The sequence below is a fragment of the Ginsengibacter sp. genome (assembly GCF_057362405.1).
This window is the reverse complement of sequence record NZ_JBMQQG010000192.1, coordinates 1-13,961: the sequence shown is the minus strand read 5'-3', so window position 1 is coordinate 13,961 and position 13,961 is coordinate 1. Positions and strand designations below refer to the sequence as shown.

The window sequence follows — 13,961 nt, the reverse complement described above, 5'->3', positions numbered from 1 at the left end:
TAATAATAAAAACTGACCCGATTGATAAAATGCATAATAGTTGAAGATGAAACGCTTGCCCAGCAGGTTATTCAAAGCCACCTGCAAAAAATAGACACGTGCGAACTGGTAGCCATTTGTAATAATGCGCTGGAAGCAAAAGAAGTCTTAAATCAATTCGAAGTCGACCTGATGTTTCTTGATATTCAACTGCCCGGCATGACTGGTTTGCATTTTTTACGGTCGCTGGCCAATCCACCGTTAGTTGTGCTCACAACTGCCTATACAGAATATGCCGTAGAGAGTTATGAATTTAATATAATCGATTATTTGCTGAAGCCAATTTCTTTTGAACGCTTTCGCAAAACGATTGATAAAATAATAGATGGTAAGTCATCTGCAAAAGGTCAAAGCGAGAACAATAGATTAACGACAGATCACGTATTTATCAAGAGCAACGGAAAGTTCGTTAAGGTGAATTTTTCCGATATAACTTACATTAAAGGCATGAAAGATTACCTTAAGATTCATACGGCCGGGTCCAGGCTGGTAACACATCAAACCATGAGTGAAATGGAGAAATTGTTACCTGCCAAACAATTTATAAGAGTTCACAAATCATATATTATTGCGTTATCACACATTAAAAGCATTTACGGAAACAGCATTGAAATGGAAGAGGTAACCATACCGGTGGGCATAACTTATAAAGACAAGGTGATGCACCTTATTAACAAAAAAGATTGATCCTGAAAATCATTCTACGCTCATTCTCTGCACGCTTTGCGTTTTCCTTTGCGTTCTTTGCGATAGTATTTATTTAATCTCAATATATTGCTTCTCCACGTTCCACCCGTACAGTTCAACTTCAGCATTTTCATCGTTAACCGGCGTATAGTCGATACCGATAGTTTTCTCTTCACCTGGCAAAACCGAAATATAATTATCACTATAAAACGCAGGTAATATCCTTTCCTTCGAAGTTTTGTTCACCAACGACAACCGATTGAAAAACGCCACCGGGTTATCTTTTGGATTTTGAATCGTTACTTCAATTTTTCCGGCACCTGTTTTTTTCACTGTAACATGAACAGCAGCCTTCTTCATTTCCTGCAGTCCTGAATAATTACCTGTTGCGTCCGGTAACCAATACAAATTATCGCTCAGCAATTCTTTATTTTCATCTAACAAGCTTAAATAAAGAAAGCCGCCCTTCTCTTTTACGAGCTTATCCAACATACTTTGCACGGAGAGATATTTCTTGGAACGCGTGGGCTCAATTTCAGAAAACACTTGTGTAAGCAACTTGTCGTTCCCATCTACATCATAAAACTTTACCTTCAGCATAATGTTATGCTTTGCCGTAAAAGTATTATTGGCAATCATCACCATGCCATCTGCCGGATTATACATTACGTGAAACGGTTCGCTGCCTTTATGCAACCCATATAGGCATGCATTAGGATCGAGATAATAATCATACATCTGCCCCCGCATCGCGGTCCAGGGGTTTTGTGTTTTCCAGATGATAACTCCTGTATACCATTCCCACATATGCGCACTAAAGCCCTCCATGAGTGCACGGTACTGATCATAATTAACAAGCTGTGCTTTATCGGCAAAGTCGGCTACATCTTTTGGTTTGCCATAAGGGTCGATGGATTTATCGTAACCAATATATTTATGATACTCCCAAACGCTATCAATTTTTCTGTTGGCAAAATCCGGGATCGTCATGTTTTCTTTGGGTATAAACCTTTTCAATGATTCATAATCGCCAACGCCAACCGATCCAATTTCGGAGTTGAAAGGGAATGTTTGATGTTCCCAAAAAGTATTAATGTTTTGTATGCCGTAAGGCCCGTCCCCATTACCACCAAAAGGGTTGTACGACATGCTATCCGAATTGGAATACTCAATCAAATATCTTGTGCCATCAAGTTGGGGCATTATTGAATCACGCATAGCTACAAGAATATCTTCGGGTGGTGTTATCTCATTACCGCCGCACCACAATGCCAATGAAGGATGATTGCGGATCATCTTTACCTGGTCAACAACGGAGGCGAGAAATAACTGGTGATCGTCGGGGTATTTTCTTCGTGTCCATTGGTCTTCTTTTTTCATGGGATCGAGCCAGCGGCCATTGCAATCTCCCGAGTTCCAGAAGTCCTGGAACACCAGCATACCGTATTTATCACATGCATCATAAAATTCGGGGCGTTCGGTTAATGCGCCACCCCACACACGGATAAGGTTCAGGTTCATGTCACGATGGAACCTGATTTCAGCATCATACCGGGCATCTGAAAAACGCAGCATCTCATCTGAAATAATCCAGTTGCCACCTTTAATAAATATTCTTTGTCCGTTCACCAGTACTTCGCGGCTATGCGTTTCCGTGTTCCATATCGTATTAATTTCACGAACACCAACTGATATATGTTCCGCATCGCTTGTTTTACCGTCATCTGTAATGAACTTCACATCGATCTTGTATAAATTCTGGGGACCGTACCCATTGGGCCACCAGAGTTTGGGATCCTGTAAAACACGATCTGGCAATGATGCCGTTATAGTTGTCCCGGCGTCAATTGAAACGTTTGCTGAAACTTTTTCTCCGCCAATTTCATATTGCAAAACACCGCTTATTTTTTTGTTGCCGCTGTTCAGTAATTCTGCGGAAACTCTTATAGTTGCGGGTAGTTGTTTTCCTTCAACAAATCTTTTACCGGGCACTAACGTTATAGCGTGTACGTTTTGAACATTCACCAGTCCGGTCTTTTCAATGGTTACTTTGTCCCAAATGCCGGTGTTACGATCTCTTATAGGTTGAATCCAATCCCACCCGGCAACGTATTGATGCGAAACATTTTTGGCAATCGTGCCATCACCGCCCTGTCCGCCATTGGGGTTACCAACTGGATCGGGCGGATAAACAATTACCGCTAGCCGGTTCTTGCCGTCTTTAGCCAGCCATTGTGTAATGTTATATTGCTGCCGCATAAACATTCCATAAAACCTTTTTTCGTTGAGCTTATGGCCGTTCAGAAAAATATCACAACTGTAATTGATACCTCTGAAATGTAGCCACACCTGCTCATCCGCGTTGGTTATTTTTTCTGAGAAATCTTTTACGAACCAATAGGTGTAGTAGTCCCTTCCAACGTTATAGATGTCAGGTATTTTTTCATTATTCATTCCATAAAATGGATCAGGAATCAGTCTGTTATTCAACATCGTAGTAAGCACTGTTCCGGGGACCGTGGCTTTCATAAAGCCTTTTAGTTTAAATGATGGTTCGGATATTCTCTCACCGTTATCTTTTATTTTTTTAACGTTGATGCATTGCCAACCTTGGTTGAGTTCATACTGTTGTGCATTTGCGTTGAACGTTATAAAGCAGGCGAAGAATAAAAGTAATTTTAAATATTTCATAGTTGATTATGTTAAGATGTATGATCAGGAATTATCCCACTAAGACACTAAGCACACTAAGAAAATCACTTTGTGTTCTTTGTGTCTTTGTGGGAAACGATTTTATTGCAATTGATTTAATTTAAACCGAATTACTTCGATAGCTTCTTTCACTCTTGATATAATTACATACATATATCCACCATAGATTATTGTATGCGGATAGCCATACTGGCCGCCTTTATACAACCCTTCTTTTTTTAAAGTATAAGGCTGCTCGGCAATGATATAATTTTTATCAAAGAATTTTCCGTCTTTTGAAAGTGACAACACTAACGGTGTTCTTGCATAATGATGCATCGTATCCGGAATGCCAACATAATAAAATCTTTTATCCGGCAAACGGCCGAAGTGAAACTTGCTGTCATTGTCGGTAAATTCTGTTTCGACAGGAAAAGACCAATGCGCTCCATTGTCTTTGCTTTCGGTTAACCACAGTTTTCCCTTCCATCCCTCACCGGTTACACGAAGCAACATGTGAAGTATGCCATCACCTGTTTGAAAGAAAGAACCTTCACAAAGCGGTGGTAAATTATTTTTCTCCGCAGGTGCATAAAACGTGGCGGGGTTATCCTGGCTATACAAACTATCGGCATAAAAGCTGGTCATCTTCCATCCGCTTAATCCCCGGTAATCATCCGTGTAAGGAAAAGTGAAATTACCGCTGATGATTAATCTGCCGTTGGCAATTTTTTCCGGACCGTGATTGGGATTTACCGGAACATGCATATCAATGGCATTGCTCCAATGGTCGCCATCGGTAGACGTTTTAGCCCAAAGGTGTGTATTGGTTCGGTAAGGAGAATATTCGCCGAAGTAAGCAACAAGCGTGTCGTTAAACTGGTGAAAACCAGCGGCTGTTAATACGTTCAGCGTATCGGCATTATAGGCTGACGGGCTGGCCAATACTGCTGGTTTCGTCCAATGAAAAAAATCTTTTGATGTAGTAAATAAAACTCTTTGACCGGGTTTGTCCTCATCTTTTATTCCATCACTCCATATAGCAATAAACTTATTTTTAAAATGAGTGATGGAAGCGTGATGATTATAAAGCCACGAAGTGTCGGGTTGGTAAATCATCTTGCGTTCGATGTGAAGATGTGTTATCCCTTTTTCAGTAGTATAGTTGTTTTTTATTTGTGTGTGCTGTGCCATGCATACAATCGGGAAAAGCAAAGGCAAAATAAAATAAGTGCATTTTTTGGAAATCATCTTAAAAGTTCTATTCTAATAAAAGTGTAACTGCAAAATACACTCAAATTTTTTATATGGCTGCAACGCTCCCAATTATAATATAGAATAGAGAAACAGAAAGTAAAAGAGGCTGGTAATGCAGTCAAAAGGCAATTTCAGGTATTTTACTTTCGGCTTTCCAGTCTCAACAATTTTCTCTATTATTTAGATGCACAGGATTTCCATTCAACGTACCAACTCTCAATAAAAAAGCCCTCCGTCTTCGAAGGGCTAACCCTGTGTTGTGAAACTTTCTTGTAGCCAGAACACTTTTTGCTTGTGTTAATTTCTGTTGTGTAAACAGCGTTTCACGTTGACAGCGTTTTCATTTTATTGCACAACTTCAGGTATGCGTTTAGGTTAGTTACTTCTTTATCCGGCTCCGGGCCCGACCGATGCATTTCGAAATAATCAAACAAGCTAAAATAGTTGTTGAACCCGAATGTTAATGAGACTTGGAAAGAACAATAAGTTTTAAAATAAAGCCCCATTCCCACTCCACCTGATAATATAGTTTTGTTCAGGCATCGACCATGTTTTAAATTCGGCCCGGGGCCGTTGCTGTAACTGAACAATCATTTTATTGATGTGTTCTTTAAGTTTACCAGGCTCTTCATTTGTAACCACATCTTCAATAACCTGCTTCAGTTCGGGTATCCTGCTTGACAGTTGCATTGAGAATTCTTCGAAAATATCTTTCACATCGCCGATTGCTAAATCTTTGTCTTTGGCAATCTGTTCAATCGTACTATTCATTTTAATTCTTTTTTAAATTAATAGATTGTAGAATTTTTGCATGCTATCGTGGTTGGTTGTTTGAATTACATTTAGAATTAGATTTAAATTTACCGCAGAAGATTGTCGTTCGAAAGTATAATAGGCGGGAAGGCAAAAACTGTCGGTGAAAGAGTAAAAAAACTTCCCGGGAAGTAGTCGCAGGGAAGTTTTTAAGTTTACCTGGCATTATTTGAGTCGCAGAAAATAAGATACTTCACCATTTTTATCCACCCGCAAAATAATGGCCTTGTTATCTTTTTTTACTTCAACAAAATAACTGTCTTTGCCATTGAACGGGGTGTTATAAATTAACATGTCGCTTTTGTTAAATTCATTGTCATCAAAGAAAAAAACATCGGCAATTGAATAGCCTTTATACTTTCTATTGATCCACTCCTTAGCTTTGTTTGGAAGAGCAGAAAATGTTTTTTCGGTAGTAGTGCCTACCAGTTGAGAGTGGTCATCATAAAATGCAGACGTTACCTGGCCATCTTTTATAAAAGTAGCTTCATCGAAATTATTTACTCTCTCCCATGCATTTACTGGTATATTGCCAAAATCTGCTTTGAATTGCGTTTTGGAACGATCGCTCACTTCTTTGCCTTCAATTTGTCTGAGTTCTTTTTTGTCCGAACGGCTATCGTTCTTAATTTCCGATTCGCTAAACCGGCCTTTTTGAATATCATTTTTTACTAACATCTCGTTAGTTTGTGCGCAGGCTGCTGTTGTAATAAGAAATGCCGCAGCGCATAGGATCATTTGCTTTTTCATGTTTTAAATTTTTTAGTACTGATTATTAAACTTTAGTATTCATTTCTAAAATGTAAAAGTATTCCTACCTGATGTTTACATTTTTTGAAAGACGTTAAGCGGGCAAAACTTGTCGTTGGAGAAGATAATTTTATACAGTTAGCTGCCGGCAGATGAGTTAAATACTTTCACAAGTTCATAAAGGCGCCAAAACATGGAGGGTTTTGTGAAACTGTTTCGCTTCCTCTAAAGCTGCATTGCAAATAGATTGCAGTGGAGAATAATTAGCATAAAAACTATTTTCATCAATATTTTCATACTCGAGGAAGTCTAAATACTTTTCTATTAATTTATTTAACCCCATAACAGACACTGTTGTCTTCATGTTGTGAGCAGTTTGACGGAGCTGATCAATTTCATATTTATGCCATGATTGCTCCAGCACATTTAACTCGTTTGGCATCGCCTCAATAAACTGTTCTGTAATTGTTTTTTCATAGTCAACGTTTCCACAGCTTATTTCCTTCATGTATTGAAGGTCGATATACTTGTATGTTTTTTCAGAAGATATTGTTGAGGATGTTGACCGGCCATTAGCCGAAGATTTCGTTGACGAATATTGTTTAATTAAACCAAGCAACTCATCTTCCCTGATGGGCTTTGAAATATAATCATCCATCCCATAACTGATGCATTTTTCTCTTTCGCCTGGAAAGGCGTGTGCAGTCATGGCGATGATAGGAATATCCAATTTCAGCTTATTGCGTATTTCGGCGGTGGCAGTATAACCATCCATCACGGGCATTTGAACATCCATTAAAATAAGATCGTACTTATTTTCTATAACTTTTTTCAAAGCTTCTTTTCCATTGCCGGCAATATCAAAAGACAGGTTCCAGTTTTTGAACAAATGTTTCAAAAGACTTTGATTGATCTCATTGTCTTCTACAATGAGAATATTTACTTTATCAAAAACGGCAGTGCTACTAACGGCATCGGCGTTAGCAATAGCATGACTCACCTGGCTTGACGAAATCTTATAAGGAATCATTATATTAAAGGTTGTGCCAATTCCCTTTTCACTTTCCACATATAGATTTCCATTTTGAAGTAATACCAGATCGTTTACAATTGAAAGCCCTAGTCCTGTGCCTCCATAGGTCCGCGTTACCGAATCTTCTGCCTGTTGAAAGCGTCCAAAAATATGCTGCAGTTTTTCTTTCTCAATTCCAATCCCGGTATCAGTGACGATGATACGTGTATTGACAGTATTATCGACTGTGCCAGCATCCATAATCTTGATAGCTATACTCCCTTGCGTCGTAAACTTTAGTGAATTGCCAACCAGGTTAACCAATATTTGAGTAAGGCGGTTACCATCTCCTTCCAATATTTCGGGAAGTGCTTCATCTATTTCCGTAAAAAACTGCAAATTTTTTTCGGCCATCTTAGGCTTAAACATTAATTCAACCTGCTCCACCAGTTTTCGGATATCAAATGGTGCCGATTCAATTCGCATCATTCCAGCTTCGATCTTCGATAAATCGAGGATATCATTTACAATAGCCAATAAATTCTCTCCAGACTTTTGCATCGTATGCACATATTCTTTCGATTCACTATCCAATTCTTTACGCTCTAATAAATAAGTGAAGCCCAATATAGCATTCACAGGTGTTCTTATCTCATGACTCATATTAGCCAAAAAGTTTTCTTTCACCCTCACCGCTTCTCTCACTCTTTTATCGGTTGCGTGCAGTTGTGTAATTAAAAGATTCTGTTTCTGCATTACCGTTATGATAAACCAAAACAAAACGGCGCCGCTCAATAGCACGAGAACAATTAACGCGGTACTAAAACTCAAAGCACGCTTTCCACTGCTATTTATCGTTGAAGTAACACTTGCCAGCAATTTCTGCCGTGAGTTTTCAATAATATTGCTTACTGTTCTTATCGAATCATTTAACTCTTTAGCCCTATCAGATGAAATTAATTTCTCCGCCGCCTCTTTTCCCGATGAATGCAACGCATCCATGACTTCTTTACCTAATAACAATTTTTCATGAACCAAAGGGTCCAATACATCAATGTATTTTACAGAAGTGTCATCATCGGATATCTTTTGAAGATTATCAATGTTATGTTGTACTTCTTTAATCTTCGATCTGTAGACCTCCAGGTTAGAAGAATCTTTTGTATACAATGTTCCGGTTACTGCATTTTGAACTGAGGTTATATTTTTTGACAATGCCTGCAGATCTGTTCTGATTTTTAATTCGCTTATAACCTTTTCGTTACCCTCAATAAGCGAGTTTACGTTTTTGGTAGAATTATATTGTATATAAATAAGTAGCAGGTTGCCGGCAACAAAAGCGGCCAGTATATAATATATAATTCGTTTGCGAAGCATCGTGAGAACTAAAGGGGATTCATATTTTACAATTCCTCCGTGCTTTTCGAAGAAGGAATCTTAATGTATTTGTTTAAAAAATGAATCAACATAAAAATACAAATTACAATGGCAATAACCATCAGTGCCAACACGATCCCATCAATTTTACTGTCCATTAATTTAAAGAAGGTATACGACAGCACGATCAATAACAGCGTGTCGGCAAAAAATAATATCGTATATATAATTTTCATTTTTCTAAAAAAACCAACCCCGGTAGAAACCAGGGTTTAAACCAAAAACTACCTATGAAAGATATTTATTAAGACTTACTATATTTTTGTTTCATGATTCAAATTTAGAATGCATGAAACGGTTTTAAAAATTCAAATCGGTGAACGGGCATTTTGAGTCGGTGAAACCTTTTTGGTTGATTATTCATTTAGAATCTTACAATCGTTGCTGTAAGAAGCAAATGGAGAGAGCGTTTTAAAGGCCGCCACACAAATCATTTAAATAACATTTATTCTTTTATTTAAAGAAGGACGGTAGGCATCGGCAACAGGCAGCGTTTTGCCATTTATAATTATTGAACCATCCTGTATTGTGTCTATCTTATTAATAGCAACAATATAAGAGCGGTGAACTCTTAAAAAGATTGAAGCAGGTAACCTTGCCTCCACTGCTTTTAACGTAGAATGAATGGCATAAAATTTTTGCGGTGTATGGAGTTTAACATAATCGCCCATGGCTTCTGCAAATAGAATTTCGTCAATTTTAAGTCTTCTTATAACGTTAGAATCCCTGATAAAAATAAATTCTTGTTCATTGACATTATATTCCTCCGAATTACTTGCCAATATTTCTCTTGCTTTTTCGACGGCTTGAGTAAAACGGGCAGGGGTGATGGGTTTTACAATATAGTCTGCAACATTTAATTCAAAAGCTTCAACGGCATAATCTTTTTTGGAAGTTATAAAAATGATGATAGGGCCGATATGTCCAAGATTTTTAGTAAGTTCTATACCACTCATTCCGGGCATCTCAATATCCAGCAAAACAAGGTCTACGGTATGTTCCTGGAGATAATGAAAGGCCTCTGTTGCACTGGCGCATTCTTTTACAACTACCAAATCCTGAACAAAGCCGGCCAAATGTTTCATAGTAGTTCTCGCAATCTTATTATCGTCGACTATGAGGCAATTAATTACCATATAAAAATGAAATTAATTTAAAAAAACTGTTGCTTTTTATTGTGATTATAGCGTGTTTATTTCCCTTAGAAAGTAACAATAGTAAAGATATGGCAGAATAGAATTTGCCGAAAGGTATTATGACTATATTAATAATTGAAGATCATAAATTTTGAGTTGGGCAGTGATGCTCCACTATATTTTTCTAAACAAAATACTTGCTGCTCCAAATTTTATTTATGCTTAGATCAGTTTATGTTCCACTGCAAAGCGTATAAGCATGGCCGTATTTTTTACTTTCAACTTTGCCAATAAATTTTTCCTGTGGCTGTCAACCGTAAAAGGGCTCAGAAATATTTTTTCGGCAATTTGGGGATTGGTATAGCCTTCTGCAATCAGTGCCAGAATTTCCTTTTCGCGGGGTGTTAGTACAGGTAATGTTTCTTTTGACGACTTTTCATATTCTTCCAACACCCGTCCAACTTCGCCGTTAAAAAAAATATCTCCTTCGCAAACTGCGTGTATGGCTTGAACAAGTTCTTCTTTTGATGTGTTCTTTAAAATATAGCCGGAGGCGCCATTCTCCATCATTTTCTTAATATACAATCCCTGGTTAAATGTACTGAGGCCCAATATAAAAACACCGGGATATTTTTGTTTCATAATTCCACATAATTCAACGCCGTCCATGCCCGGCATACTAATGTCCATTAATACAATATCAGCGGTATTGTTTACAAAAAACCCGAGGCATGATTGCGCATTCATGGCTTGCCCCACCCATTCGATATCATTTTCGCCCTGGAGTAATGCGTGAATTCCTTCAATAACTAACGGATGATCATCTACGATAAATAAGCGAATCATACTTACAAATTGAATTCAATATTTATTAAAGTTCCTTTCCCGGGTTCCGCATGAATGTCTAACTGTCCCTTTAAATATTCTACACGACTGCGAACATTTGCCAGCCCCGCTCCTATTTTATTGCCGGGAAGATTTGGATCGAAACCTTTTCCATTATCTTCAACAACCACGCTTAAACGATTTTCTTCTTTAATTAGTTGAACAAAGGCTTCGCCGGCCGACGCATGCTTTAATATGTTGTTCAGCAATTCCTGTACAATGCGGTAAATAATTATTTCTGTTGATTGTTCGAGCCGTTGTTGCATTCCCAGTGATTGGTATTTCAGCGTGAGCAATTTCGTTGCATTAACGCCGTTGCAATATTCCTTCAAAGCTTCATCCAGCCCAAACTTTGTCAGCATTTCGGGCATCATATTGTGAGCCACTCGTCTTAATTCTTTGATAGACGTATCGAGCATGTCTAACGACCTTTCAAACACGGTCATATTATCGGGGGTAATAATTAAATTGTCTTTCATATTACTTAATGAATATTTTACGCCTGATAATAATCCGCCTAGTCCATCATGCAGATCTTTAGCTAAACGACTACGCTCTTCTTCCTGCCCTTTAAGCATTGCCTCTACCGCTGTTAACTGACGATCTTTTTCCAACTCTGCAATCCTTTGCTGCTGTAGTTGTTGCCTTTGCCGGTAGTTGCGGTAAAGCAAAATTCCTAACATGAGTATCCCGGCAAGAGATCCGATTAAAATGTAATTGAGCGTTGATTCCTGTTTGATGGAGAAAGCCTGTAGCTGTTTGTCTTTTTGAAGTTGTAAAATTTCCTTTTCTTTTTGCGCAGCCTGGTATTTATTTTCAATTTCTGAAATGGCCGCTTTTGATTCGATTGTTTTTAAACTGTCATCAATGATATTGGCCTGCTTTAAATAGTAGTAGGCTTTGTCGGCGTGACCCGTTTTATCCTCGACGGCCACAAGATCTTTAAGATCGCTTAATCTCTCCTGCGTATAACGGTTCCGGACAGCTAAGTCAAGTGCATCAATGAGAAATACCCTGGCAGAATCATACCGGCCATAATCTTTATAACATTCAGCAATAGCCCTTCGGTCGGATTCAACAAGAAAACTATTTCCACTTTTTATGGATTCAATTAACCCTTTCTTAAAATACAAAATAGCTTGCCCATAATTTTTCTTCTTCCGGAATAGATTAGCAGTGCGGCCGAAGAGATAATGATTCAGTATGGGTTTATCAAGCTTTTCAGCTAACGGCTTTGCCAACTGAACATAGCGAAAAGCAGAATCAAATTCAGAAAGGGAAAGAAAATCATCACTTACATATAAGTAATGCTGAGCCAGCATTTCGTCATTCTTATCCAGTAGACGATAAGGAATAGCAGCTTTATCATATTCCAGTGCTTTTCCTGGTTCTTTCAGGTCAAAATAAATCGTCGATATACTTCCATACAAATTAGCGACGGCCTGGTTTTTTCCCACTTCGTCAGAAGATTTCCAGCCTTCAACTGCGTCGAGATAAAAAGATATCGCTTCTTTATATTTTCCCATTTTGCCCAGTACAAGTCCCTTCTCTGCATTACAAGTTGTGATAGAAAGTTTCGATTGAGCTATATCACGCGGAGATAATTTCTGGGCCAAATTTTTTTGATAATAGCTTATAGCAGTATCAAGCAAATCGACCGTATTTGCTCTGCCATTTTCCAGAAAAATTTTGGCTTTAGTTTCATAGTAATCGGCTATTTGAAAAAGATAGTGCATTTTTTCTGCGAGCGCATGTGCCTGTTCCAGGTACTGCATGCCCTTTACAGAATCATATCCGTAACACTCCCCGGCAAGATTAATGAGCAGGGTTATCCTGGTTGTATCATTTCCCGGATGCACCAGGTCTTTCTCCATGCTATCTATTCGCTGATTTTGGGAAAATGTTACCATAGGAGTTTGCAGAAGAACTCCACATAAAATGATAATATTAAAATATAACAGGCGCACTATTTCGCAGCAGGCTTTTAATCGTCTTATTAAAATTACTCTTTCTTTCCCCACACTTGCAAGTACTCAATTAAAAATCACCTTTTCGGGTGATTTATTGGAACATAGTCAGAATCACTGTTTCAGGCGATTGACAAGGTGTTTGCAAAAAATTATTTTTGATAGTTTGTATTATTCAAAGAACATTTTATGAAATACGTATTAATATTAATTCTTGCCTTCGGTTGGTTTGAAGTATCTGCCCAAGAGAACATAACTATGAGTTTAGATTCCTTAAAAAAGATCAATATTTCCAATCGCACCGAACCGGGAAAGCCAATAGGAGAAAAAAATAGTAAGGTTATAGAACCGGGCGGAGGAATGATTGCATCTCCTGATAATGTAATGGAACTAATTATACCAACCGGTGCATTAAATGAAGATACTGCAATAAGTATACAACCGGTATCTAATATGGTATTTGGAGGAATTGGAAACGCATATGATTGCGAACCCAGCGGGCTTCATTTTAAAAAACCAGTCAAATTAATTTTTCATTACACTGATTCAAAGATCAAAGAAGACAACCCTGTACTACAAGATCTTTCGTGGCAAGACAAAGAAGGAGAATGGCATACCTTGGAAAAGTTCTCTCTTGATACAATTGCAAAAACTATATCTGGAACTATCAGTCATTTCACGCAGTTTTCCAGGAAGGTCAATTTTAGGCTGAGCGTTCCGTCGGGTAATGTACATGTAAGAAAAAAAATTTCAGAAATGCTTTTTTGTGACATTATTCCTGATAGATATGGGGATATGAACGGAAACAGAGTAGATCTAATTAACGCTTTTTATGATAATGAAAGGTTCAGGTGGTATGTAAATGATATTGAAAATGGAGATGCTGTTAATGGTAAAATAAACTTTGCTGGATTTACGTCTCACGGGAGACTTGCAAATTACGTTGCGCCCACAACGCCACCACCTGTCAACCCGGTTAAGATTACCGTAGAAATGGACGGACCCATTACATTAAACAACGGCATTACAATGAGCAAAGTATCTACCAGTGCTTATATCAATGTTATAGGCGATCAATATCATTTTACATTTATCCACATTGATGAAAACGGATGTTATTTTTTGGTTGATTCTTCAAGTTGCAATTTAAATATGCAGAAGCATGATGTAACTGTTTCCAATATCAAAAATTATCCGCCCTGGAGTGATTGGCCACCCAGTTGCGATGGCTGCCGGTGGCAATGGACCAATAAAGAAAGCTTAAAAGGATTAGTTGAAATTACCGGG

At 38.1% G+C, this 13,961-nt stretch carries 11 protein-coding genes; 2 read left to right on the top strand and 9 right to left on the bottom strand.

Annotated features, from left to right (window positions below; genetic code table 11):
- Positions 1 to 21 precede the first annotated feature (21 nt).
- The gene (locus tag ACO1O5_RS16625; RefSeq protein ID WP_486272197.1) at positions 22 to 726 is read left to right on the top strand and encodes a LytR/AlgR family response regulator transcription factor; all 705 of its coding nucleotides are present in this window, start codon (positions 22 to 24) and stop codon (positions 724 to 726) included.
- Positions 727 to 795: 69 nt separating this feature from the next.
- On the opposite strand, the gene ACO1O5_RS16620 is transcribed toward ACO1O5_RS16625, so the two are convergent.
- From ACO1O5_RS16620 to ACO1O5_RS16580, 9 genes are all read right to left on the bottom strand, one after another.
- Positions 796 to 3,417: a glycoside hydrolase family 2 protein gene (locus ACO1O5_RS16620; protein ID WP_486272195.1), complete on the bottom strand. Its 2,622-nt coding sequence runs from the start codon at positions 3,415 to 3,417 to the stop codon at positions 796 to 798.
- Between the two features lie 102 nt (positions 3,418 to 3,519).
- Positions 3,520 to 4,668: an exo-alpha-sialidase gene (locus ACO1O5_RS16615; protein WP_486272193.1), complete on the bottom strand. Its 1,149-nt coding sequence runs from the start codon at positions 4,666 to 4,668 to the stop codon at positions 3,520 to 3,522.
- A gap of 495 nt (positions 4,669 to 5,163) precedes the next feature.
- Positions 5,164 to 5,445, bottom strand: a complete 282-nt coding sequence (locus tag ACO1O5_RS16610) for a hypothetical protein (RefSeq protein ID WP_486272191.1) — start codon at positions 5,443 to 5,445, stop codon at positions 5,164 to 5,166.
- 207 nt (positions 5,446 to 5,652) lie between these two features.
- A complete protein-coding gene (locus ACO1O5_RS16605) occupies positions 5,653 to 6,237 on the bottom strand; it encodes a hypothetical protein (protein WP_486272189.1) in 585 nt (194 codons plus the stop codon).
- Between the two features lie 175 nt (positions 6,238 to 6,412).
- The gene (locus ACO1O5_RS16600) at positions 6,413 to 8,626 is read right to left on the bottom strand and encodes a response regulator (protein ID WP_486272187.1); all 2,214 of its coding nucleotides are present in this window, start codon (positions 8,624 to 8,626) and stop codon (positions 6,413 to 6,415) included.
- Between the two features lie 26 nt (positions 8,627 to 8,652).
- Positions 8,653 to 8,862: a hypothetical protein gene (locus ACO1O5_RS16595; RefSeq protein ID WP_486272185.1), complete on the bottom strand. Its 210-nt coding sequence runs from the start codon at positions 8,860 to 8,862 to the stop codon at positions 8,653 to 8,655.
- Between the two features lie 258 nt (positions 8,863 to 9,120).
- Positions 9,121 to 9,822: a LytR/AlgR family response regulator transcription factor gene (locus tag ACO1O5_RS16590; protein ID WP_486272183.1), complete on the bottom strand. Its 702-nt coding sequence runs from the start codon at positions 9,820 to 9,822 to the stop codon at positions 9,121 to 9,123.
- A gap of 222 nt (positions 9,823 to 10,044) precedes the next feature.
- Complete coding sequence (locus ACO1O5_RS16585) at positions 10,045 to 10,668, bottom strand: response regulator (RefSeq protein WP_486272181.1); 624 nt, start codon at positions 10,666 to 10,668, stop codon at positions 10,045 to 10,047.
- 2 nt (positions 10,669 to 10,670) lie between these two features.
- Positions 10,671 to 12,617, bottom strand: a complete 1,947-nt coding sequence (locus ACO1O5_RS16580; protein WP_486272179.1) for a tetratricopeptide repeat-containing sensor histidine kinase — start codon at positions 12,615 to 12,617, stop codon at positions 10,671 to 10,673.
- Between the two features lie 246 nt (positions 12,618 to 12,863).
- On the opposite strand from ACO1O5_RS16580, the gene ACO1O5_RS16575 reads away from it, so the two are divergent.
- Positions 12,864 to 13,961 (top strand): hypothetical protein (locus tag ACO1O5_RS16575; RefSeq protein ID WP_486272177.1); only part of this gene is annotated, 1,098 nt, incomplete at its 3' end.

Excerpts from the sequence above, each read along its gene's own strand:
- ACO1O5_RS16620 (WP_486272195.1), bottom strand. The coding sequence starts at position 3,417 with ATGAAATATTTAAAATTACTTTTATTCTTCGCCTGCTTTATAACGTTC.
- ACO1O5_RS16615 (WP_486272193.1), bottom strand. The coding sequence starts at position 4,668 with ATGATTTCCAAAAAATGCACTTATTTTATTTTGCCTTTGCTTTTCCCG.
- ACO1O5_RS16610 (WP_486272191.1), bottom strand. The coding sequence starts at position 5,445 with ATGAATAGTACGATTGAACAGATTGCCAAAGACAAAGATTTAGCAATC.
- ACO1O5_RS16605 (WP_486272189.1), bottom strand. The coding sequence starts at position 6,237 with ATGAAAAAGCAAATGATCCTATGCGCTGCGGCATTTCTTATTACAACA.
- ACO1O5_RS16600 (WP_486272187.1), bottom strand. The coding sequence starts at position 8,626 with ATGCTTCGCAAACGAATTATATATTATATACTGGCCGCTTTTGTTGCC.
- ACO1O5_RS16595 (WP_486272185.1), bottom strand. The coding sequence starts at position 8,862 with ATGAAAATTATATATACGATATTATTTTTTGCCGACACGCTGTTATTG.
- ACO1O5_RS16590 (WP_486272183.1), bottom strand. The coding sequence starts at position 9,822 with ATGGTAATTAATTGCCTCATAGTCGACGATAATAAGATTGCGAGAACT.
- ACO1O5_RS16585 (WP_486272181.1), bottom strand. The coding sequence starts at position 10,668 with ATGATTCGCTTATTTATCGTAGATGATCATCCGTTAGTTATTGAAGGA.
- ACO1O5_RS16580 (WP_486272179.1), bottom strand. The coding sequence starts at position 12,617 with ATGGTAACATTTTCCCAAAATCAGCGAATAGATAGCATGGAGAAAGAC.